This is a genomic window from Enterobacter cloacae complex sp. GYL001 (genome assembly GCF_049237125.1).
GTDB lineage: Bacteria > Pseudomonadota > Gammaproteobacteria > Enterobacterales > Enterobacteriaceae > Enterobacter > Enterobacter hormaechei_C.
In genome coordinates this window covers 328,276-350,040 of record NZ_JBMKGW010000001.1, presented here as the reverse complement: position 1 = coordinate 350,040, position 21,765 = coordinate 328,276, and the positions used below count along the sequence as shown (strand labels likewise).

Sequence of the window (21,765 nt, the reverse complement as noted above, 5' to 3'; positions counted from 1 at the left end):
TGCGCTCTGGTGCCCTCACCCTAACCCTCTCCCACAGGGAGAGGGGACTGTCCCGAGCTCGCCCACGGGGGAGAGGGAATAAGAATTACGGTTGCAGGGCGTTTCCGACGCGTTTGTCTTTCAGGAATACCACCATCAGGGCAATCCACAGCACGCCGTTGGCGAGGTTAAACAGGCTGAACAGTCCGTTACCGCCGAAAGCATAGGCATGCTTGCTCACCTCAATACCGACGGTGAAAATCAGCATTTGCAGCATCCCCATCGCGGCAGACACCGTGCCTTTACTCATTTCACTGGCGAACAGCGTCAGGCGTACCAGACCGGCATTCGCCACGCCAATACCAAACGCGTAAACGCTCAGCCCCGCCGTCATCCACAGGTACGCATGAGACGAGGCTACGGTCGCCACCGCCGCGATAATCAGCCCTGCCGCAATGGGCCAGCCGCCCATAATAATCAGCGAACGCACGGTACGATGCGACGTCAGACGCGCCAGCACCAGGTTACCGATAATCAACGCGCCAAAAATCGGCACCTGTAACAGGCCATACTCATAGCTGCTAAGCTGCTCGCCGCTGATGATAATAACCGGCGACTGGGCAATCCACGCCAGCAGCGGCAGGCTGACAAAGCCCGTCGCCAGCGCGCCCGCGACAAAACGGCCGTTTTTCAGCACCGCCTTATAATCACGCCCCAGCTCTTTAAGCGAGAGCTTTTCGCCCAGGCGGGTGGCGGTCTCCGGCATCGCACGGTGCAGCCCAAAGAAAGAGATGGCCGCAAGCGCGGCAAAGAGGACGAACATCCCTTCCCACGGCGCAACGTGGACCCATGCGGCTCCCACCAGCGGCCCCAGAAGCGGCGCAATCAGCGCCACGTTCGCCATCAGCGCGGTTATTTTGATACATACCGCCTCCTCAAACGACTCCTGAATAGCGGCGTAGCCCACGGCGCCAATAAAGCACAGGCTCACGCCCTGAAGGAAACGCAGCAGCGTGAATTGCTCAATGTTCTGCGCCAGCAGCGTGGCGAGACAGGTGACGATAAACCACACCACGCCCGTCAGCATCACCGGGCGGCGGCCAATACGATCCGACAGCGGCCCTAAAAGCCACTGTAAAAACATGCCGCCCGCCAGATAGGCGGTCATGGATGTAGGTACCCACTCAATACCTGCGTTGTACTGCTCAACCACAGCCAGCATGCCTGGCTGGATCATGTCGTTGCCGATGTAGGTAGAGAATTCGTAAAGCACCAGACACAGAGGAAAAAGTAACGCCTGACGACCCAGACGATTACCGGAAGAAGAACGGTTTATCATGCAATCTCTTTAGTATGAAAAAATCGCGATGAGTGTAATGAATTGCCGCTGTCTGAGATAGCATAATCACGTGAAAACACAGAAATAAGGCACTTATCGTTGTTGTTTAAGGTTTCCTTAAGTTGCCCTCCCTATGATAGTGCTATTTCACGTTATTGACCGAAACTATGACACACGCCGTCAGCCCTTCAGAATTATCTAAGTTACCGACAAATAAGACAAAAAGCCTTTACCGTTTGCCTGCCCGCTTTTATGGTTATCAGCTTTTCGGGCTGATCGTCCTTGCGCTGCTTTTTACCTGGCTTTCGCGCGATGAATCGCTTGACCGATGGATAACCGGCTTCTGGTATGACGCGGCGACGCACCATTTCCCGCTACAGCAAAACCCGCTGCTGGATCTGCTGAACCATCGGCTGGCGAAATATGTGACCATTGCGCTGGCTGCCGCATCGCTGATTTACGGCGCTTACAAACGCAATGCCCGGCTGGTGACGGCCGCGCTTCTGATGGGGCTGGGGGCGCTGGTAGTTGGGGTGCTGAAAAGCATAAGCCACCACAGCTGTCCGTGGGATCTGGTGGAGTATGGCGGCAAAGCCGTCTCGTATCCCCTGTTCAGCGCCGTTCCGGCAGACAGCGGACCGGGACGCTGCTTTCCCGGCGGCCACGCCTCAAGCGGGTTTATGGTGATGGGGTTGTTTTTTGCCTTCTGGCGTGAACGTCCGCGCCTGGCCTGGTCCTTTGTCGCGTTAGGCGTTGTTATGGGGCTGCTGATGGGATTCGGGCAGGTCATGCGCGGCGCGCATTTTTTCTCTCACAACCTGTGGGCCGGGTGGTGGGTCTGGTTTTCCCAGGTGCTGGTTTACGGGCTGGTTTCCACCTGGTTTGCTAAAGAGTAACGAGATTATGTTAGAAAATCTGAACTACGAACTGTTTTACCTGCTCAACGCCACGCCAGCATCACCGGAATGGATGATCGATCTCGCCACCTTCATTGCGAAAGATGTGATCAGCATTGTACCGGCGCTGGCGGTGATCCTCTGGTTATGGGGACCTCGTACACAGGTCACCGCCCAGCGCCATCTGGTGATCAAAATGGCGATGGCGATCGGCGTGAGCGTGCTGGCAAGCTACGTGCTGGGCCACGCCTTCCCGCACGATCGTCCGTTTGTCGAGCACGTCGGCTACAACTTCCTGCACCATGCGCCGGATGACTCGTTCCCGAGCGATCACGGCACGGTGATCTTCACCTTTGCGCTGGCCTTCCTGTTCTGGCATCGCCTGTGGTCCGGCATGGTGCTGATGGGGGTGGCGGTCGCCATCGCCTGGTCCCGCGTCTACCTGGGCGTGCACTGGCCGCTGGATATGGTCGGCGGTTTCCTGGTGGGGCTGATGGGCTGCGTCAGCGCAGCCATCCTGTGGAGCCTCTTTGGTCCGGCGCTTTATCGTGGATTATCACAGGCCTATCGCGTTCTGTTTGCCCTTCCGATCCGCAAAGGCTGGATACGTGACTAACCCCGGTCCGTCAGGTTACACTTGAGCCCCCGCCCTGCGGGGGCTCACTTTTTTAGCCCGAGGATCTATGGAAACACGTCGCGATGACCGCATTGCTCAGCTACTTCAGGCGCTGAAGCGCAGCGATAAGCTGCATCTTAAGGAAGCCGCTACCCTGCTTGGCGTGTCTGAAATGACCATTCGTCGCGATCTGAACAGCGACAGCGCCCCCGTTGTGCTGCTTGGCGGGTATATTGTTCTGGAGCCGCGTAGCGCCAGCCATTATCTGTTAAGCGATCAAAAAACACGCCTGGTGGAAGAGAAGCGCAAAGCCGCGCGGCTCGCCGCCTCGCTGGTGCAGCCGCATCAAACGCTGTTTTTTGACTGCGGTACGACAACCCCGTGGATCATCGAGGCCATCGACAGCACCGTTCCCTTTACCGCCGTCTGTTATTCGCTAAACACCTTCCTGGCCTTGCAGGAGAAACCGGCGTGCCGGGTGATTTTGTGCGGCGGCGAGTTTCATGCCAGCAACGCCATCTTCAAACCGCTGAATATTCAGGACACGCTGAGCAATGTATGCCCGGATATCGCCTTTTACTCTGCGGCGGGCGTGAATGTGAAACAGGGGGCAACCTGTTTTAATCTTGAAGAGTTACCGGTGAAACAGTGGGCGCTCAACGCCGCACAGCAGCATGTGCTGGTGGTTGATCACAGTAAATTTGGCAAGGTTCGTCCGGCAAGGATGGGGGAACTGTCGCGCTTTGACGCCATCGTCAGTGATTGCCGCCCGGATGACGAGCTGGTGTCGTATGCAAAGGCGCAGCAGGTGAAGTTGATGTATTGAGGTTATGCCGGGTGGCGCTTCGCTTACCCGGCCTACAACAGCTCGAACGAAGGCCGGGTAAGCGCAGCGCCACCCGGCAAAAACCTAGCTGAACCAGCTGCCAAACCAGCCGTGGAACTTCATTAACACAAAGTCCCACATCCGGCTGAAGAAGCCCCCCTCTTCCACCGCTTCCATCACCACCAGCGGACGCTGCTCAATGGATTTGCCGTTAAGCTGGAAATCTATCGTCCCGACCACCTGGCCTTTTTTCAACGGCGCGGTCAGCTGTGGCTCGGTCAGGGTATAGCTGGCTTTCAGGTTTTTCAGCTGACCGCGTGGAATGGTGACGGACCCCGCTTCACCTGCCCCCAGGTTCACTTCACTTTTATCCCCAAACCAGACGCGCTGGCTGACGAAGGTGGCGTCCGGCTTAATCGGCGTGACGGTTTCAAAGAAGCGGAAACCCCAGGTCAGCAGTTTTTCGGATTCATTAAAACGAATGCGGTCGGTTTTCGTCCCCAGCACCACCGAGATCAGGCGCATGTCGCCCTGCGTCGCAGAAGCCACCAGGTTGTATCCGGCCCCGGCGGTCGTCCCCGTTTTCATGCCGTCCACGTTAACGTTACTGCTCCAGAGCAGACGGTTACGGTTAGGCTGGCGGATATTGTTGAAGGTAAACTCTTTCTCTTTATGGATGGCGTACTCATCCGGCACGTCATGGATCAGCGCTTTGCCCAGCAGCGCCATATCGCGCGCGGTACTGAACTGACCGGGCGCATCCAGGCCGTGAACGGTTTTAAAGGTGGTGTTGGTCAGACCCAGTTTTTGCGCGTAGCCATTCATCAACCCAATGAATGAGTCCTGACTGCCTGCGACGTAATCGGCCAGCGCAATACAGGCATCATTTCCCGACTGAATAATGACCCCTTTATTCAGATCGGAAACGGAGACCTGATCGCCGGGCTTCAGGAACATGACGGACGAGCCGCGCAGCGCCGGGTTACCCGTCGCCCAGGCATCTTTGCCGACGGTGACCATGTCATCCAGCTTGATCTTGCCCGCTTTCAACGCCTGGCCGACAACATAGCTGGTCATAATTTTCGTCAGGCTCGCCGGGTCGAGTTTTTCGTCGGCGTTACCTTCCGCCAGCACTTTCCCGCTGGCGTAATCCATCAGGATCCAGGCGCGCGCATCGACAGGCGGCGCCTCGGGCGCCGTCTGTTCCGCCGCATGGAGCGTTGGGGCAAAAAGGAAAAGCAGCGCCGAGCCTGCCGCCAGGCTGCGCAGAGAAGAAGTTTTTTGCGTCATAAATGCCACCCGAGTGTCCATTCTAAAAATCACGTCACAATCACCGTGTCGCAAGAAGCGATGAGTAATAGCGCACTACAGCGTTCAAAGAAACCTGTTCCAGGTAAAGTTTTTAAAGTTTATGCAATAACATTCAGATACGCTTTGATTGCGGCGTTTTTTTTAGCATCTGTTGCGTAATTGTTAGGTTTATCTCACCATGGCGAAAAGCTGACTCGGATTCACATCTCATCGGGAGTAAATATGATTACGCTGTGGGGCAGGAACAATTCGACTAACGTGAAGAAAGTGCTCTGGACGCTGGAGGAACTGGATTTACCGTTCAACCAAATCATGGCTGGCATGGCGTTCGGGGTGAATAAAGACGCCGACTATCTGGCGATGAACCCAAACGGACTGGTGCCGTTGCTGCGCGATGACGAGACAGACGCCACGCTGTGGGAGTCCAACACCATCGTGCGTTATCTCGCCGCGCAATACGGCCAGGGTCGCCTGTGGGTGGAAAATCCGGCCCGGCGCGCGCAGGGCGAAAAATGGATGGACTGGGCAAACCAGACGCTTTCCCCCACGCACCGGGTGATCCTGATGGGGCTGATCCGCACGCCGGAAGCCGAACGTGATTATCCCGCCATTCATGCCGCCCAGGACGCCTGCGAATCCCTGTTCGCGATGATGGACGACGAACTGGCGAAGCACGCCTGGTTCTCCGGCGACACCTTCGGCGTGGGCGATATCGCCGTCGCCCCCTTCGTCTGGAACCTCACTAACATGGGTCTTAGCTGGAGCCCGCGCCCTCACCTGGAGCGCTGGATCCAGCAGCTTAGCGAACGCCCGGCGTATCGCAACGTGGTGATGATCCCGGTGACCTGATTACGACCTGGACGGGCTGACTTTCAGCAGTTGCCCGTCCGTCTCGTCAGTCAGCACGTACAGATAGCCATCCGGCCCGACGCGCACATCGCGAATACGCTGATCTTTATCGCCCAGAATGCGTCCGTCCTCCGTCACGCTATTGCCCTTCACGCTCAGCACGATGACGTCTTTCTCCTTCAGCGCGCCGATAAACAGCTTGTTTTTCCACTGCGGGAAGACGTCGCTGTTGTAGAACGCCATGCCGCTGACGGCGGGCGATACTTTCCAGACAAACAGCGGCTTTTCGGTGCCCTCAACGTGCTCGCCTTTCGCTTCCGGGATTTTCAGGCCGCTGTAATTAATCCCGTGCGTCGCCAGGGGCCAGCCGTAGTTTTTGCCCTTCTCAGGAATGTTAATCTCATCCCCACCGCGTGGTCCGTGTTCGTTGAGCCACAGCGTGTCGCTCCACGGATTCATCGCCATCCCCTGCGGGTTGCGAATGCCATAGGACCAGATTTCAGGGCGCGCACCGGCGGTGTTCACAAACGGATTATCCGGCGGCACTTTTCCGTCCTCCGTCAGGCGCACCACCTTGCCCTGAAGCTTGTCCAGCTCCTGCGCCGTCGGGCGCTGGTTGTTTTCACCCAGGCCAATAAAGAGATAGCCTTTGCCGTCGAACACCAGCCGTCCGCCAAAGTGGTTGCCGGTAGAGAGCTTCGGCATCTGTCGGAACACCACCTGGAAGCCCTCAATGCGCGAAATGTCATCGCTCAACCGCCCGTAGCCCACGGCGGTACCCGCTTTGCCATCATTACCTGCCTCGGCGAAGCTGAGCCAGACCCGCCGTGACTGTGCAAAATCCGGGGCCAGCGCGACGTCCAGCAGTCCGCCCTGGCCGCTCGCCCACACTTTCGGCACGCCGACAATCGGATCGGAGAGCCCTTTTCCAGCCTGCCAGTGCTTAAGCTGCCCGTCTTTGAGCGTGATGAGCAGCCCCTTGTTATCTGGCAAAAACGCCAGCGACCAGGGGTGATCCAGTTTTGTCTGTAGCACGTCGACTTTAACCGTCTCAGGCGCTGCAAGCAGTGAAAGCGGGAATAACAAGACTGGAAGGAAAATCAACGAGGATCGAGGCATAACGCACTCCTTTATCGACATATGGCTTAAAGATTAGCCACTGTTCCCGGGTGCGTTACCACTTTTACAAAAGCTTAATCAGAAGGGGGAGTTGCCTCCCCCGGGTTCAGTGCCGGGCAAGCGTTTCCGGCTTGTTCAGACACATGATGCAAAGCGCGAGCGTGGTCAGGCAGTTTTCAAGCTTCTCCGCGTTAACGGCAATAAAATTCGGGCAGTCGTGACGTCCGTTCATCAAACAGACTCCGGCGATGGAGAGCACCTCGGCGGCGCGGCGCAGCGCCACTAATTCGCTTTCAGCGCAGTGCGCTTTCAGGATGGGTGCTTTTTCACGCATGAAATTGCAAAGTTCAAAGAAGTTATCACGCAGATTTTCGCTTTCGCTGACTGACATATACCCTTTCGCCTTGCGGAGTTGCAGATATGCGGCCAGGTCGATTCGGGCGTTGATCAGCTTGTTAAGCAGATCGCGTTTCAGTCTGTCAACGGACATGCTACTTCCTCCCCTGTCAGCCATGTTACCTTATTAAGGATAAGGTCATTTTTTGTACAATGTAATGCCTGAGATCAATAAACGATAACTGATTAACATTCTTTACAATGTTACAACGATTGCCCGCCTCAACTGCGCCATCAAGAGTGTATAAATCCCCCGCGATACGCTGTAAAATCCCGCCCTGATAACTCCATAATTGATGAATTTTTAACCTATGAGCAATGTTACGCACCCGCCGAAAATCGGCTTTGTCTCCCTCGGCTGCCCGAAGAACCTGGTGGACTCCGAACGCATCCTGACTGAACTTCGCACTGAAGGCTATGACGTGGTGCCAAGCTACGACAACGCCGACATGGTGATCGTCAACACCTGCGGGTTCATCGACAGCGCGGTCCAGGAGTCACTGGAAGCCATTGGTGAAGCCCTGACGGAAAACGGCAAAGTGATTGTCACCGGCTGCCTGGGCGCGAAGGTGGATCAGATCCGCGAAGTGCACCCGAAAGTGCTTGAGATCACAGGCCCGCACAGCTACGAGCAGGTGCTGGAACATGTTCATCACTACGTCCCCAAACCAAAGCACAACCCGTTCCTGAGCCTGGTGCCGGAACAGGGCGTGAAGCTGACGCCGCGCCACTACGCCTACCTGAAAATTTCCGAAGGCTGCAACCACCGCTGTACCTTCTGCATCATCCCGTCGATGCGTGGCGATCTGGTGAGCCGTCCGATTGGCGAGGTGCTGGCAGAAGCCAAACGCCTGGCCGACGCGGGCGTGAAGGAGCTGCTGGTCATCTCCCAGGACACCTCCGCCTACGGTGTGGACGTCAAACACCGCTCCGGTTTCCACAACGGCGAGCCGGTGAAAACCAGCATGGTCGGCCTGTGCGAGCAGCTGGCTAAGCTCGGGATCTGGACGCGCCTGCACTACGTCTACCCTTATCCGCACGTTGACGATGTGATCCCGCTGATGGCGGAAGGCAAAATCCTGCCGTATCTGGATATCCCGCTACAGCACGCCAGCCCGCGCATTCTGAAGCTGATGAAACGTCCTGGCTCCGTGGATCGCCAACTGGCGCGCATCAAGCAGTGGCGTGAGATCTGCCCGGATCTGACCCTGCGCTCCACCTTTATTGTCGGCTTCCCGGGTGAAACCGAAGAAGATTTCCAGATGCTGCTCGACTTCCTGAAAGAGGCGCGTCTGGATCGCGTCGGCTGCTTCAAGTACAGCCCGGTTGAAGGCGCAACGGCCAACGAGCTGGCGGACCAGGTACCGGAAGAGGTAAAAGAGGAGCGCTGGAACCGCTTTATGCAGCTACAACAGCAGATCTCTGCTGAACGCTTGCAGGAGAAAGTGGGCCGCGAAATTCTGGTGATTATCGACGAAGTGGACGAAGAAGGCGCGATTGGCCGCAGCATGGCGGATGCACCGGAAATCGATGGCGCGGTGTACCTGAACGGCGAAACACAGGTTAAGCCGGGTGATATTATTCGCGTGAAGGTTGAAAACGCGGATGAGTATGACCTGTGGGGTAGCCGGGTTTAAACACCCTGCTTCCCTTTTGTAGGCCGGGTAAGGCGTAGCCGCCACCCGGCACATTTCACTGCACTACCCCTTAATCCTCGGGTCCAGCGCGTCGCGCAGCCCATCCCCCAGCAGGTTAAACGCCAGCACGGTCAGGAAAATCGCCAGGCTCGGGAAGAGCGCCACGTGTGGCGCAATCACCATATCCGCCCGCGCCTCGTTCAGCATCGCGCCCCACTCCGGCGTCGGCGGCTGTGCCCCTAACCCCAGAAACGACAGGCTGGCCGCCGAGATAATCGACACGCCTATGCGCATGGTGAAATAGACCACGATAGACGAGACCGTTCCCGGCAGAATATGGCTGAACAGGATGGTGGCATCGCTGGCTCCCATGCTGCGCGCCGACTCGATAAAGGTCTGCTGCTTCAGCACCAGCGTGTTGCCACGTACCAGACGCGCGAAAGCGGGAATCGAGAATACCGCCACGGCGATAATGACGTTCGCCATGCCGCTGCCCATCACCGCCACCACGGCAATCGCCAGCAGAATACCGGGAAAGGCAAACAGCACGTCGCAGATACGCATGATGATGCGGTCCCACCAGCCTTCGTAGTACCCGGCCACCAGCCCCAGCACGGTGCCAATTGCTGCGCCCATCAGCACCGCGAAGACCCCGGCCGCCAGTGAGATCTGCGCCCCTACCAGCACGCGGCTAAAAATATCGCGCCCGAGCGAGTCCACGCCAAACCAGTGCATCATCGACGGACCATCGTTCAGCCGGTCGTAGTCGAAGTAGTTTTCCGCATCAAACGGGGCTATCCAGGGGGCGATAATCGCCACCAGGATCAGCAGTAACACAAACAACCCGGCGACCATAGCGACGGGCTGACGACGGAATCGACGCCAGAACTCAACCCACGGGGTGCGAATATGGTCCGGCCTGATCCCCGGCATAGCGTTTAAAATGGCCTGGCGACGCCAGTTCAGTAATCGCATCTTACTTATACCTGATGGCCGGGTTAATGGCGGCGTACAGCACATCCACCACTAAGTTGATAAGAATAAACTCCAGCGAGAAAAGCAGGACTTCAGCCTGAATAACCGGATAGTCACGCATATCGACCGAGTCGACCAGCAGGCGCCCCAGCCCCGGCCAGTTAAAGACCTTCTCAACCACGATAGAGCCCCCCAGCAGGAAGCCGAACTGTAGCCCCATCATCGTGACCACCGGGATCATCGCATTACGAAAACCATGCTTCAGAATGACCCATTTCTCACTCACCCCTTTTGCCCGCGCGGTGCGAATGTAATCTTCGCTCAGCACGTCGACAAACGAGGCGCGGGTAAATCGGGCCATAACCGCCGCAACGGCCGCGCCTAGCGTCATAGAGGGCAGAATGTAGTGCTTCCAGGTGTCGGCCCCGACGGTCGGCAACCAGCCCAGCTCGACGGAGAAAATCTGCATCAGCAGCATGCCCAGCGCAAACGCCGGGAAAGAGATGCCGGTGACCGCCAGCGCCATACCGAGCTTATCCGGCCAGCGGTTGCGCCAGACGGCGGCGACAATCCCCGCGCCCAGGCCAAAGACAACCGCCCAGCTCATACTGGCAATCGTTAACCAGAAGGTAGGCATAAAGCGGCTGGCAATCTCCTCCGACACCGGACGACGCGACACCATTGAGATGCCGAAATCGCCCTGAAGGACATTGCCAATGTAACGCAGAAATTGCCTGTACAGCGGCTGGTCAAGACCGAGCTGTTTACGCACCAGTTCAATAACCGTCGCATCCGCTTCCGGTCCGGCAATCAAACGCGCCGGATCGCCGGGCAGCATATGGACAAACAAAAACACCAGCACGGCCACAATCAGCAGCGTCGGGATAAGCCCCAGCAGGCGTTTACACACATAATTCAGCATGAGTTTTATTTCAAATCCGCGTCATCAAAGCTAAAGCCCGTATCCGGCATGATGTAAAAACCGGTCAGCGCTTTGTTGTGGGCTGAGACCAGTTTTTCCACCACCAGCGGCACCCACGGCGACTCTTTCCAGATAATGTCCTGCGCCTCTTTGTACAGGCGTGCTTTCTCTTCCGGTTTGGTGGTTTTCAGGGCATCGGCCAGATCTTTATCCACCTGCGGATTACTGTAGAACGCGGTATTGAACAGCGTTGGCGGCCAGTTCTGGGAAGCAAACAGCGGCGACAGGGACCAGTCCGCTTCTCCGGTTGAAGCCGTCCAGCCGGTGTAGAACATCCGCACGCCGCTCTCTTTCTGTCCTTTGCCTTCCACTTCCGCCGCTCGCTGTCCGGCATCCATCGCCGTAACCCTGGCTTTAATGCCCACCTGCGCCAACTGCTGCTGGGTAAATTGCAGCACCTTCTGCGCGGTACTGTGGTTATGCGACGACCACAGCGTAGTGCTAAAGCCGTTCGTATAGCCCGCCTCTTTCAGCAGTTCCCGCGCTTTCGCCGGATCGTAAGGCCACGGCTGATAGCTTTGCGCGTACTCAATGGTTGGCGGCATCACGCCCGTCGCCGGGGTGGCGTAGCCGGCAAAGGCCACCTTCACCAGCGCCTGGCGGTTAATGGCGTAGTTGATGGCTTCACGCACCTTCGGGTTATCAAACGGTTTCTGCGTAACGTTCATGCTGATGTAGCGCTGCATGATCGACGGGCTGGCCACCAGTTCCAGCTTGCTGTTTTTCGCCAGCAGCGCCGCCTGTTCGTACGGGATCGGGAAGGCAAACTGCGCTTCGCCGGTTTGCAGCATTGCGGCGCGGGTATTATTGTCCACTACCGGCCGCCAAGTGATGGTATCCAGCTTCGGCAGCCCCTGCTGCCAGTATCCGGCGAATTTTTTCACCTTCACAAAATCGGTCTGGTTCCAGGTGAGCAGTTCGTACGGTCCGGTCCCCACCGGGTGGAATCCAATCTCTTTGCCGTATTTTTTCAGGGCGGCGGGCGAAATCATCGCCGTCGCGGGATGCGCCAGGATATTGATAAACGCCGAGAACGGCTCTTTGAGGGTGATCTTCACCGTTGCCGGATCAACCACCTCGGTTTGGGCGATATTTTTATACAGGTTGTAGCGTTTAAGACCGTTTTCCGGATTGCTGGCACGATCCAGGTTGACCTTAACCGCCTCGGCGTTGAAGTCGGTGCCATCCTGGAACTTCACGCCGGTACGGAGCTTAACGGTATAGACCAGCCCGTCGTCCGACACGGTATAGCCTTCCGCCAGCACGTTTTTCAGCTTCATTTCGCGGTCCAGGCCGAACAGCCCCTGGTAGAAGGATTTTGCCACCGCCTGAGAAAGAGTGTCGTTGGCATCATACGGATCCAGGGTCGTGAAGTTAGACCCCACAGCCACCACCACATCTTTCGCCGCGAACGCGGGGGCGGCGGCCAGCGCAGCCGTCACGCTCGCGGCCAGCAGCCATTTACGAGCAACAAAAGGAACCATTGTGTTCTCCTGCCTGTTGTAAGTTATAACCGCGAGAATGCATTGCCCTGACGCGGTGGTGCGACAAAATGACCGGGTCCCACCTCACGCAGCGCCACGCGCTCCAGGGTTTCGCCCCGTTTACGAATATTGCTCGGCATTTCGTCCTGCAACAGCACGCGCTGGGCGTGACGATGCTCAGGATCGGCAACCGGTACGGCAGCCATCAGCTTGCGGGTGTAAGGGTGCTGCGGGTTTTCAAACACCGCCCGACGGGGGCCGATTTCAACAATTTGCCCCATGTACATCACCGCCACGCGATGGCTGATCCGCTCCACCACCGCCATATCGTGGGAGATAAACAGAAACGCAATGCCCAAATCCCGCTGTAAATCGAGCAGGAGATTGATAATTTGCGCGCGGATAGAGACATCCAGCGCTGACACGGACTCATCCGCAATCACCACTTTCGGATTGAGGGCCAATGCCCTCGCAATGCAGATACGCTGACGCTGACCGCCAGAAAATTCGTGCGGATAACGCCAGGCATGCTCCGACTTCAGGCCCACGCGCTCCAGCAGCCATGCGACGCGGCGCTGCGCGGCTTCACCGTCGAGCAGGTTATGCACCCGCAGCGGCTCCATAATCGAGTACCCCACCGTATGGCGCGGATCGAGCGACGCATAAGGATCCTGGAATATAAACTGAATATCCCGGCGCACCGCCTGCAATTTACTGTTAGGGAGCGTGTCGATGCGCTCACCGTTGAAGGTGATGCTCCCCTCCTGCGACGCCACCAGCCTGAGCAGCGCCCGTCCGGTGGTGGATTTACCGCAGCCGGACTCCCCCACCAGCGCCAGCGTTTCGCCCGGCCAGAGATCAAAACTGACGTTTTCAACCGCATGCACTTCGCGCTTCACGCGATTGAGGATCCCGCTACGCAGCGGGAAACGGGTCACCAGGTCACGCACTTCGAGAATTGGCCTGCCGGGAACCACCGTATCCTGTTCGGTTTCGTCTTCCTGCTGGCCCTGTTCGGTCTGTGAGATCAGCGGAAAACGGCGCGGAAAATCACTGCCATTCATGGCCCCCAGACGCGGGACCGCCGCCAGCAGCGCTTTGGTATAAGGATGCACCGGCGCATGAAAGACCTGCTCCACCGTGCCGGTTTCCACGGCATTGCCCTGATGCATAACCAGCACCCGATCGGCAATATCCGCCACCACCCCCATATCATGGGTGATGAAAATCACCCCCATCTCCATCTCCTGCTGCAACACCTTAATCAGTTGCAGGATCTGGGCCTGAATGGTGACATCCAGCGCCGTGGTGGGTTCGTCCGCAATGAGCACCGCCGGACGGCACGACAGCGCCATCGCAATCATCACCCGCTGGCGCATGCCGCCGGAAAGCTGATGCGGATAGCGGGACAAAATCGCGTGCGCCTCAGGGATACGCACCAGCTCCAGCATCCGTTTTGCTTCGTTGAGCGCCTCATCACCGCTCAGTCCCTGATGCAGGCGGATAGATTCGGCAATCTGCTCGCCCACCGGAAAAACCGGGTTCAGGGAGGTCATCGGCTCCTGAAAAATCATCGCAATATCTGCCCCGCGCACCCCCTGCATCTGGGACGCACTGAGCTCGTTGAGATCGATAACCTGACGGTTGCGACGGCGCAACAGCATCCGCTCGCTGGTGACCTGCCCGCCCGTCTGCTCAAGCAGACGCATCAGCGCCAGCGCGGTAACGGATTTACCGGAACCTGATTCGCCAACAATCGCCAGCGTCTCGCCGCGCCTGAGCGAAAACGATAAATTCTGTACTGCGGGGATGAACTGCCGCTCTTCCTGAAACGCAATATTCAGTTGGTGGACAGCCAGCACTTCGCAGTTGTCCAGCTCTTCACGGTGCGGCACGCAATGCCCCCTTATTCACGATAAATGCCTGTGCTGGGCGCATCGCCGGCATACCCCCACGCCCGGTACATCCCTTCACTGTTGAACGGCAGAGCCACGTTGCCCTCCCGATCCACCGCAATTAAGCCGCCAATCCCGCCCAGCGCCGGCAGTTTCTCCATCACTACCCGCTCGCAGGCCTCACTCAGGCTTAATCCGCCGTAATCCATTAGCGCGGTAATGTCGTAGGCCGCCAGCGCGCGGATAAACACTTCGCCGGTGCCGGTGCATGACACCGCCGCGGTGGCGTTATTGGCGTAACACCCGGCCCCCGGCAGCGGGCTGTCGCCGACGCGACCGGGAAGTTTGTTGGTCATACCGCCTGTCGACGTCGCGGCGGCGAGGTTACCGGCTTTATCCAGCGCCACCGCGCCTACCGTGCCCATTTTGCTGCGTTCATCGAGCGGCGCGGCATGGTCCAGCTGCGTCATCCCCGCTGTACGGGCGTCCAGCAGTTGCCGGTAACGCTCCTCGGTGGAGAAAAGATCGGGCGAGACCGTGTCCATCCCGTGCTCGACGGCAAATTTTTCCGCCCCCGCCCCGGCCAGCAGCACATGCGGGCTTTGTTCCATCACCAGACGCGCGGCCAGCACCGGATTACGCAGACGGCTGACACCCGCTACCGCGCCCGCCTTCAGGGTGACGCCGTCCATCACGCAGGCATCCAGCTCGTGCGTTTCATCGCGCGTAAAGACCGAGCCAATACCGGCATTAAACAGCGGGCACTCCTCCAGCAGACGTACTGCTTCGGTCACCACGTCCAGCGCGCTGTCGCCCGCTTCCAGCATCCGCTGGCCTGTTTCCACAATGGCGTTCAGCGCATCAATATAACGCTTCTCCTGCTCGGGACTGAGCTGTGCACGGGTGATTGCCCCGGCACCGCCATGAATTGCGATAACCGCTTTACTCATTTCGCATCACCCATCAGCCTGGCTGGCTGCTTTTTCTATAAATATCATTATCGTCGACGAATCTTCAGATGATTTTTGAATATAGAAAGACGCAACTGTGATGTAAAGCGTACACCCATCGGGTCATACAGTTAGCCGCACTTTTCTGCCATAATGAGCGCTTTCGTTGTTACTCCGCAGGAGCCCACCATGGATTTTACCGCCGGACTGATGCCGCTTGAGACGGCACTCTCGCAGATGCTTGATCGTATTACTCCACAGCACGACGTTGAGACACTGCCGCTTGTGCGCTGTTTTGGCCGTATTGCCGCGCGCGATATCGTCTCGCCGCTGAACGTGCCGGGGTTCGATAACGCGGCGATGGACGGCTATGCCGTACGTCTGGCGGATCTGCAAACGGGTCAGCCGCTGCCGGTGGCAGGTAAAGCGTTTGCCGGGCAGCCGTTCAACGGTGAGTGGCCAGCGGGCACCTGCGTGCGCATTATGACCGGGGCACCGGTGCCAAAGGGCTGTGAAGCCGTGGTGATGCAGGAAGAGACCGAACAAACGGACGACGGCGTGCGCTTTACCGCCAGCGTCAAAGCGGGACAAAATATCCGCCACACCGGGGAAGACATTACCCTGGGCGCAACGGTCTTTGCCGCCGGGCAAAAGCTGACGGTCGCCGAACTGCCGGTGCTGGCATCGCTTGGCATCGCGGAGATTGACGTGGTCCGCAAAGTGCGCGTGGCGGTGTTCTCCACGGGAGACGAGCTACAGCTTCCGGGTCAGCCACTGAACGAGGGGCAGATTTACGACACCAACCGTCTGGCGGTGCACCTGATGCTTGAGCAGCTGGGCTGTGAGGTGATTAACCTCGGTATCATTCCTGACGATCCGCAAAAACTGCGCGCGGCGTTTATCGACGCTGACGCCTCTGCCGACGTGGTGATCAGCTCCGGCGGCGTATCGGTTGGCGAAGCGGATTACACCAAAACCCTGCTTGAAGAGCTGGGCGAAATCGCCTTCTGGAAGCTGGCGATTAAACCGGGCAAACCGTTCGCGTTTGGCAAACTTCCGCACAGCTGGTTCTGTGGCCTGCCGGGTAACCCGGTCTCCGCCGCGCTTACCTTCTACCAGCTGGTGATCCCGCTGCTGGCGAAGCTTTCAGGCAACAATGCCAGCCCGCTGCCGGAGCGTGTGCGCGTGCGGGCGGCAACGCGCCTCAAAAAATCACCGGGCCGTCTCGATTTCCAGCGCGGCATTCTGGCGCGCAACGCCGACGGCGAGCTGGAGGTGAGCACTACCGGGCATCAGGGTTCGCACATCTTTAGCTCCTTCAGTCAGGGGAACTGCTTTATCGTGCTGGAGCGCGATCGCGGCCACGTTGCGGCGGGCGAATGGGTTGAAGTGGAACGCTTTAACCACCTGTTCGGAGGCTGACATGACGGTGGAACTGAGCGACCCGGAGATGATGCGCTATAACCGCCAGATCGTGCTACGCGGGTTTGATTTCGAGGGCCAGGAAGCGCTCAAGGCGGCCAGCGTGCTGGTTGTGGGCCTGGGCGGGCTGGGCTGCGCAGCGGCGCAATACCTGGCTGCGGCGGGTGTCGGCAGCATGACGCTGCTGGATTTCGACACCGTGTCGGTGTCCAACCTGCAACGCCAGACGCTGCACAGCGACGCGACGGTCGGTCAGCCTAAAGTGGAATCAGCACGCACGGCGCTGGCGCGCATTAACCCCAACGTTCAGTTCACCCTGATTGACGCGATGCTGGATGACGACGCGCTGTTTGCCCAGATTGCACGGCATGACCTGGTGCTGGACTGCACCGATAACGTCGCCATTCGCAACCAGCTCAATGCGGGCTGCTTTGCCCGTAAAACGCCGCTGATTTCCGGCGCGGCCATCCGCATGGAGGGGCAAATCAGCGTTTTTACCTACGCTGAAGGAGAGCCCTGCTACCGCTGCCTGAGCCGTCTGTTTGGCGAGAATGCGCTGACCTGCGTCGAGGCGGGCGTGATGGCGCCACTGGTTGGCGTTATCGGTTCCTTGCAGGCGATGGAGGCGATCAAAGTGCTGGCGCACTACGGCACGCCCGCAGCGGGTAAAATCGTGATGTATGACGCGATGACCTGCCAGTTCCGCGAGATGAAGCTGATGCGTAATCCCGGGTGTGAGGTGTGCAGCAAATAAAAAAGTCGGGTGGCGGCTTCGCCTTACCCGACCTACAACGGCTCGAACGGCACCACCCGGCAACAGCGATGCAAACGTAGGCCGGGTAAGCGTTAGCGCCACCCGGCAACCGCATCAGACAGACGTCCGTCCAAACGCCCCCTGCCAGTCCTGCTCAAACTTCACAATTGCCGCATCCACGGCCGGAGAGGTAATAAACTGCTGCGCCACGTCCAGCGGCAGCGTGATGGATTCGCACCCTGCCAGCAGGCAGTCCAGCGCCTGGCGCGGGGTTTTAAAGCTCGCCGCCAGCACTTTTGACTGCGGGGCATGCAGGGTCAGCAACTGTTGCAGTTCGACCACCGTCTGGATCCCATCCCCGCCCTGCGCGTCCACGCGGTTCACATAAGGAGCCACATACTCAGCCCCCGCCAGTGCGGAGAGCATCCCCTGTGCTGCGCCGTACACCGCCGTACCCAGCGTCGGGATCCCTTCTGCTTTCAGCATTTTGATCGCCGCCAGCCCTTCAGCGGTCACGGGCACTTTCACCACCAGGTCATTGATTATCGCGCGCAGCTTACGTGCGTCTTCCACCATTCCCTCGGCGGTCTTCGCCATCACCTGAGCGAACAGCCGGCCCTTGCCGCCCAGCGCGTCGTGCAGCGCGGGCAGCAGCTCTTCCAGAGGCGTTTTACCCGCCGCCACAATGCTTGGGTTAGTGGTCACGCCCGCCAGCGGGAAGATACGCGCCAGCTTTTTGACTGCCGCAACGTCAGATGTGTCGAGATAAAGTTCCATGATGTCACCCTCAAAATTAGCCTGCACTTACCCTATCACAGCAAAACCTGCTCAGGAATTGACCCATATCAAGATAACTTTCATTCGAAAGTAATTTAATCTTCATATGTAATTCGAGGGCAAGAAAATGATCTTCAATATACAGCGTTACTCCACCCACGACGGTCCCGGTATTCGAACCGTGGTATTCCTGAAAGGCTGCTCGCTGGGCTGTCGCTGGTGTCAGAACCCGGAAAGCCGCTCCCGCACGCGGGACGTCCTGTTTGATGCCCGTCTGTGCCTGGACGGCTGTGACCTGTGTCAGCAGGCCGCGCCGGGGTGTGTTGAACGCGCGCTGAACGGGCTGGTCATTCATCGTGAGAAGCTTAACGACGAGACGCTCACTGCCCTCACCGACTGCTGCCCGACCCAGGCGCTTACCGTCTGCGGTGAAGAGAAGCAGGTGGAGGAGATTATGGCCGCCGTGCTGCGCGACAAGCCCTTCTACGACCGCAGCGGCGGCGGGATCACCCTCTCCGGCGGCGAGCCGTTCATGAACCCGGCGCTGGCACATGCCCTGTTTAAAGCCAGCCATGAACAAGGCATTCATACCGCCGTTGAAACCTGCCTTCACGTACCATGGCATTATATCGAGCCGTCACTGCCGTATGTCGATCTATTCCTGGCGGACCTGAAACATGTGGACAGTGACGTATTTAAACAGTGGACCGATGGCTCAGCCAAACGGATCCTGGACAACCTGAAGCGCCTGGCCGCCGCCGGGAAAAAAATCACCATTCGCGTGCCGCTGATCCAGGGCTTTAACGCCGATGAAGCGTCGGTTACCGCCATTACCAATTTCGCCGCCGACGAACTCGGCGTTCACGATATTCATTTTCTGCCGTATCACACGCTGGGCATGAACAAATACACCCTGCTCGGCCAACCCTACTCTGCCCCTGACAAACCGCTGGATAACCCTGCCCTGCTGGACTTCGCGCAGCAGTATGCCTGCCAGAAAGGGTTAACCGCGACCTTACGAGGATAAACTTATGACCACCCTGAATCTCAACACCCTCAGCGAGCGCATCAAGGCGCACAAAACGGCGCTGGTGCATATCGTTAAGCCGCCGGTCTGTACCGAGCGCGCGCAGCATTACACCGAAATGTATCAGCAGCACATGGACAAGCCGATCCCGGTACGTCGCGCCCTGGCGCTGGCGCATCACCTGGCCGAGCGTACCATCTGGATCAAGCATGACGAGCTGATTATCGGTAACCAGGCCAGCGAAGTGCGCGCCGCGCCGATCTTCCCGGAATATACCGTCTCCTGGATTGAGAAAGAGATTGACGATCTGGCGGACCGCCCGGGCGCAGGCTTTGCGGTGAGCGAAGAGAACAAGCGCGTGCTGCATGAGATCTGCCCGTGGTGGCGCGGCCAGACGGTGCAGGACCGCTGCTACGGCATGTTCACCGACGAGCAGAAAGGCCTGCTGGAAACCGGCATCATCAAAGCGGAAGGCAACATGACCTCCGGTGACGCACACCTGGCGGTGAATTTCCCGCTGGTGCTGGAGAAAGGGCTTGACGGCCTGCGCGCGAAAGTGGCCGAGCGCCGGTCGCGCATCAACCTGACGGTGCTGGACGATCTGCACGGCGACCAGTTCCTGAAAGCCATTGATATCGTGCTGGAAGCCGTAAGCCTGCACATCAAACGCTTTGCCGACCTGGCGCGTGAAATGGCCGCAACAGAAACCCGCGACAGCCGCCGCGACGAGCTGCTGGCCATGGCGGAAAACTGCGACATCATCGCCCACCAACCGCCAAAAACCTTCTGGCAGGCGCTACAGCTGTGCTACTTCATTCAGCTGATCCTGCAAATTGAGTCCAACGGTCACTCCGTCTCCTTTGCCCGTATGGACCAGTACCTTTACCCGTACTACCGCCGCGACGTGGAGCTGGACCAGAGTCTGGATCGCGAGCACGCCATTGAGCTGCTGCACAGCTGCTGGCTGAAGCTGCTGGAAGTGAACAAAATCCGCTCCGGCTCGCACTCCAAAGCCTCTGCGGGCAGCCCGCTGTATCAGAACGTCACCATCGGCGGCCAGAAGCTGGTCAACGGTGAACCGATGGACGCGGTCAACCCGCTCTCTTACGCCATTCTCGAATCCTGCGGCCGTCTGCGCTCCACCCAGCCGAACCTGAGCGTGCGCTACCACGCGGGCATGAGCAACGACTTCCTCGACGCCTGCGTGCAGGTGATCCGCTGCGGCTTCGGGATGCCGGCGTTTAACAACGATGAAATCGTGATCCCGGAATTTATCAAGCTCGGCGTGGAACGAGAGGACGCGTATGACTATGCGGCGATTGGCTGCATCGAAACCGCCGTCGGCGGCAAGTGGGGCTATCGCTGCACCGGCATGAGCTTTATCAACTTCGCCCGCGTGATGCTGGCGGCGCTGGAAGGCGGTCGCGACGCCACCAGCGGCCAGGTGTTCCTGCCGCAGGAAAAAGCGCTTTCTGCCGGTAATTTCGGGAATTTCGATGAGGTCATGGCGGCGTGGGATAACCAGATCCGCTACTACACCCGCAAATCCATTGAGATCGAGTACGTGGTGGACACCATGCTGGAAGAGAACGTCCACGATATTCTCTGCTCGGCGCTGGTGGACGACTGTATCGAACGCGCGAAAAGCATTAAGCAGGGCGGCGCGAAGTATGACTGGGTTTCCGGCCTACAGGTGGGGATCGCCAACCTTGGCAACAGCCTGGCAGCGGTGAAGAAGCTGGTGTTTGACCAGGGCGTTATCGGTCAGCAACAGCTGGCGGCGGCGCTGGCGGATGACTTCGAGGGGCTGACCCACGAGCAGCTGCGCCAGCGCCTGATCAACGGCGCGCCGAAGTACGGCAACGACGACGACAGCGTGGACCTGCTGCTGACCCGTGCTTATCAGACCTACATTGAAGAGCTGAAGCAGTATCACAACCCACGCTACGGCCGCGGCCCGATTGGGGGTAACTACTACGCGGGCACGTCGTCTATCTCCGCAAACGTGCCGTTTGGCGCAGCAACCATGGCGACGCCGGACGGCCGTAAAGCCCACACCCCGCTGGCGGAAGGGGCAAGCCCGGCCTCCGGTACCGACCACCTCGGCCCGACGGCGGTGATTGGCTCCGTGGGTAAACTGCCGACGGAAGCGATTCTCGGCGGCGTGCTGCTAAACCAGAAGCTGAACCCGTCGACGCTGGAAAACGACAGCGATCGCCAGAAGCTGATGGTGCTGCTGCGCACCTTCTTCGAGGTGCATAAAGGCTGGCACATTCAGTACAACATCGTCTCCCGCGAAACGCTGCTGGAAGCGAAGAAACACCCGGATCAGTATCGTGACCTGGTGGTGCGCGTGGCGGGTTACTCGGCGTTCTTCACTGCCCTGTCGCCGGATGCGCAGGACGATATTATTGCCCGTACTGAGCATACGCTGTAACGGTTTATCCCCTCTCCCTTGAGGGAGAGGGTTAGGGTGAGGGGGAAATGCGCACGCTGATGCCCTCACCCCGGCCCTCTCCCACGGGGAGAGG

The 21,765-nt window shown here is 58.6% G+C and carries 19 protein-coding genes; 9 read left to right on the top strand and 10 right to left on the bottom strand.

Annotation, left to right across the window (positions count from 1 at the left end; genetic code table 11):
- Positions 1-85: 85 nt before the first annotated feature.
- The gene (locus ACOTWU_RS01640) at positions 86-1,318 is read right to left on the bottom strand and encodes an MFS transporter (RefSeq protein WP_126499033.1); all 1,233 of its coding nucleotides are present in this window, start codon (positions 1,316-1,318) and stop codon (positions 86-88) included.
- A gap of 167 nt (positions 1,319-1,485) precedes the next feature.
- Here ACOTWU_RS01640 and ACOTWU_RS01635 point away from each other — a divergent pair, with 167 nt between their 5' ends.
- From ACOTWU_RS01635 to deoR, 3 genes are all read left to right on the top strand, one after another.
- Positions 1,486-2,214 (top strand): phosphatase PAP2 family protein, encoded by a 729-nt coding sequence (locus ACOTWU_RS01635; RefSeq protein ID WP_023303358.1) that lies wholly within the window; start codon positions 1,486-1,488, stop codon positions 2,212-2,214.
- A 7-nt stretch (positions 2,215-2,221) separates the two neighbouring features.
- Positions 2,222-2,830 carry an undecaprenyl-diphosphate phosphatase gene (ybjG, locus tag ACOTWU_RS01630; RefSeq protein WP_023296185.1) on the top strand — a complete coding sequence of 203 codons (609 nt, stop codon included), beginning with the start codon at positions 2,222-2,224 and terminating at the stop codon, positions 2,828-2,830.
- A gap of 67 nt (positions 2,831-2,897) precedes the next feature.
- Positions 2,898-3,656, top strand: a complete 759-nt coding sequence (gene deoR, locus ACOTWU_RS01625) for a DNA-binding transcriptional repressor DeoR (RefSeq protein WP_017384886.1) — start codon at positions 2,898-2,900, stop codon at positions 3,654-3,656.
- A gap of 84 nt (positions 3,657-3,740) precedes the next feature.
- On the opposite strand, the gene dacC is transcribed toward deoR, so the two are convergent.
- The gene (gene dacC / locus ACOTWU_RS01620) at positions 3,741-4,946 is read right to left on the bottom strand and encodes a serine-type D-Ala-D-Ala carboxypeptidase (RefSeq protein ID WP_023296184.1); all 1,206 of its coding nucleotides are present in this window, start codon (positions 4,944-4,946) and stop codon (positions 3,741-3,743) included.
- 243 nt (positions 4,947-5,189) lie between these two features.
- Between dacC and ACOTWU_RS01615 the strand changes: the two genes are divergently transcribed.
- Positions 5,190-5,816, top strand: a complete 627-nt coding sequence (locus tag ACOTWU_RS01615) for a glutathione S-transferase family protein (protein ID WP_023296183.1) — start codon at positions 5,190-5,192, stop codon at positions 5,814-5,816.
- Here ACOTWU_RS01615 and ACOTWU_RS01610 read toward each other — a convergent pair whose 3' ends face one another.
- Both ACOTWU_RS01610 and bssR read right to left on the bottom strand, forming a co-directional pair.
- Positions 5,817-6,935 carry a PQQ-dependent sugar dehydrogenase gene (locus ACOTWU_RS01610; protein ID WP_023296182.1) on the bottom strand — a complete coding sequence of 373 codons (1,119 nt, stop codon included), beginning with the start codon at positions 6,933-6,935 and terminating at the stop codon, positions 5,817-5,819.
- A 106-nt stretch (positions 6,936-7,041) separates the two neighbouring features.
- Positions 7,042-7,425 carry a biofilm formation regulator BssR gene (gene bssR / locus ACOTWU_RS01605; RefSeq protein WP_032620009.1) on the bottom strand — a complete coding sequence of 128 codons (384 nt, stop codon included), beginning with the start codon at positions 7,423-7,425 and terminating at the stop codon, positions 7,042-7,044.
- A 217-nt stretch (positions 7,426-7,642) separates the two neighbouring features.
- Here bssR and rimO point away from each other — a divergent pair, with 217 nt between their 5' ends.
- Complete coding sequence (rimO, locus tag ACOTWU_RS01600) at positions 7,643-8,968, top strand: 30S ribosomal protein S12 methylthiotransferase RimO (RefSeq protein ID WP_017693743.1); 1,326 nt, start codon at positions 7,643-7,645, stop codon at positions 8,966-8,968.
- Between the two features lie 63 nt (positions 8,969-9,031).
- On the opposite strand, the gene gsiD is transcribed toward rimO, so the two are convergent.
- From gsiD to iaaA, 5 genes are read right to left on the bottom strand one after another with little or no spacing between them, the layout of a single operon-like run.
- On the bottom strand, positions 9,032-9,943 hold the full coding sequence (gsiD, locus tag ACOTWU_RS01595; RefSeq protein WP_110870890.1) for a glutathione ABC transporter permease GsiD: 912 nt from the start codon (positions 9,941-9,943) through the stop codon (positions 9,032-9,034).
- A gap of 1 nt (position 9,944) precedes the next feature.
- The gene (gene gsiC, locus ACOTWU_RS01590; RefSeq protein ID WP_006809475.1) at positions 9,945-10,865 is read right to left on the bottom strand and encodes a glutathione ABC transporter permease GsiC; all 921 of its coding nucleotides are present in this window, start codon (positions 10,863-10,865) and stop codon (positions 9,945-9,947) included.
- 5 nt (positions 10,866-10,870) lie between these two features.
- Positions 10,871-12,409: a glutathione ABC transporter substrate-binding protein GsiB gene (gsiB, locus tag ACOTWU_RS01585; protein ID WP_032634035.1), complete on the bottom strand. Its 1,539-nt coding sequence runs from the start codon at positions 12,407-12,409 to the stop codon at positions 10,871-10,873.
- A 23-nt stretch (positions 12,410-12,432) separates the two neighbouring features.
- On the bottom strand, positions 12,433-14,304 hold the full coding sequence (gene gsiA, locus ACOTWU_RS01580; protein WP_032620016.1) for a glutathione ABC transporter ATP-binding protein GsiA: 1,872 nt from the start codon (positions 14,302-14,304) through the stop codon (positions 12,433-12,435).
- An 11-nt stretch (positions 14,305-14,315) separates the two neighbouring features.
- Complete coding sequence (gene iaaA, locus ACOTWU_RS01575; protein WP_017384893.1) at positions 14,316-15,254, bottom strand: beta-aspartyl-peptidase; 939 nt, start codon at positions 15,252-15,254, stop codon at positions 14,316-14,318.
- 189 nt (positions 15,255-15,443) lie between these two features.
- Between iaaA and moeA the strand changes: the two genes are divergently transcribed.
- Positions 15,444-16,676: a molybdopterin molybdotransferase MoeA gene (gene moeA, locus ACOTWU_RS01570; protein ID WP_126499034.1), complete on the top strand. Its 1,233-nt coding sequence runs from the start codon at positions 15,444-15,446 to the stop codon at positions 16,674-16,676.
- A gap of 1 nt (position 16,677) precedes the next feature.
- The gene (moeB, locus tag ACOTWU_RS01565) at positions 16,678-17,430 is read left to right on the top strand and encodes a molybdopterin-synthase adenylyltransferase MoeB (RefSeq protein ID WP_023296178.1); all 753 of its coding nucleotides are present in this window, start codon (positions 16,678-16,680) and stop codon (positions 17,428-17,430) included.
- 114 nt (positions 17,431-17,544) lie between these two features.
- Here the strand turns inward: moeB and fsa are convergent, their stop codons facing one another.
- Entirely contained in the window at positions 17,545-18,207 is a 663-nt protein-coding gene (gene fsa / locus ACOTWU_RS01560) for a fructose-6-phosphate aldolase (RefSeq protein ID WP_017693747.1), read from the bottom strand.
- Between the two features lie 127 nt (positions 18,208-18,334).
- Between fsa and ACOTWU_RS01555 the strand changes: the two genes are divergently transcribed.
- The gene (locus tag ACOTWU_RS01555) at positions 18,335-19,234 is read left to right on the top strand and encodes a glycyl-radical enzyme activating protein (RefSeq protein ID WP_023296177.1); all 900 of its coding nucleotides are present in this window, start codon (positions 18,335-18,337) and stop codon (positions 19,232-19,234) included.
- A 4-nt stretch (positions 19,235-19,238) separates the two neighbouring features.
- Complete coding sequence (locus ACOTWU_RS01550; RefSeq protein ID WP_023296176.1) at positions 19,239-21,671, top strand: formate C-acetyltransferase/glycerol dehydratase family glycyl radical enzyme; 2,433 nt, start codon at positions 19,239-19,241, stop codon at positions 21,669-21,671.
- Positions 21,672-21,765: the final 94 nt, after the last annotated feature.

Bases quoted from the DNA above. Each gene is read 5' to 3' on its own strand.
- ACOTWU_RS01640 (WP_126499033.1), bottom strand. From the start codon at position 1,318: ATGATAAACCGTTCTTCTTCCGGTAATCGTCTGGGTCGTCAGGCGTTA.
- ACOTWU_RS01635 (WP_023303358.1), top strand. From the start codon at position 1,486: ATGACACACGCCGTCAGCCCTTCAGAATTATCTAAGTTACCGACAAAT.
- ybjG (WP_023296185.1), top strand. From the start codon at position 2,222: ATGTTAGAAAATCTGAACTACGAACTGTTTTACCTGCTCAACGCCACG.
- deoR (WP_017384886.1), top strand. From the start codon at position 2,898: ATGGAAACACGTCGCGATGACCGCATTGCTCAGCTACTTCAGGCGCTG.
- dacC (WP_023296184.1), bottom strand. From the start codon at position 4,946: ATGACGCAAAAAACTTCTTCTCTGCGCAGCCTGGCGGCAGGCTCGGCG.
- ACOTWU_RS01615 (WP_023296183.1), top strand. From the start codon at position 5,190: ATGATTACGCTGTGGGGCAGGAACAATTCGACTAACGTGAAGAAAGTG.
- ACOTWU_RS01610 (WP_023296182.1), bottom strand. From the start codon at position 6,935: ATGCCTCGATCCTCGTTGATTTTCCTTCCAGTCTTGTTATTCCCGCTT.
- bssR (WP_032620009.1), bottom strand. From the start codon at position 7,425: ATGTCCGTTGACAGACTGAAACGCGATCTGCTTAACAAGCTGATCAAC.
- rimO (WP_017693743.1), top strand. From the start codon at position 7,643: ATGAGCAATGTTACGCACCCGCCGAAAATCGGCTTTGTCTCCCTCGGC.
- gsiD (WP_110870890.1), bottom strand. From the start codon at position 9,943: ATGCGATTACTGAACTGGCGTCGCCAGGCCATTTTAAACGCTATGCCG.
- gsiC (WP_006809475.1), bottom strand. From the start codon at position 10,865: ATGCTGAATTATGTGTGTAAACGCCTGCTGGGGCTTATCCCGACGCTG.
- gsiB (WP_032634035.1), bottom strand. From the start codon at position 12,409: ATGGTTCCTTTTGTTGCTCGTAAATGGCTGCTGGCCGCGAGCGTGACG.
- iaaA (WP_017384893.1), bottom strand. From the start codon at position 15,254: ATGAGTAAAGCGGTTATCGCAATTCATGGCGGTGCCGGGGCAATCACC.
- moeA (WP_126499034.1), top strand. From the start codon at position 15,444: ATGGATTTTACCGCCGGACTGATGCCGCTTGAGACGGCACTCTCGCAG.
- moeB (WP_023296178.1), top strand. From the start codon at position 16,678: ATGACGGTGGAACTGAGCGACCCGGAGATGATGCGCTATAACCGCCAG.
- fsa (WP_017693747.1), bottom strand. From the start codon at position 18,207: ATGGAACTTTATCTCGACACATCTGACGTTGCGGCAGTCAAAAAGCTG.
- ACOTWU_RS01555 (WP_023296177.1), top strand. From the start codon at position 18,335: ATGATCTTCAATATACAGCGTTACTCCACCCACGACGGTCCCGGTATT.
- ACOTWU_RS01550 (WP_023296176.1), top strand. From the start codon at position 19,239: ATGACCACCCTGAATCTCAACACCCTCAGCGAGCGCATCAAGGCGCAC.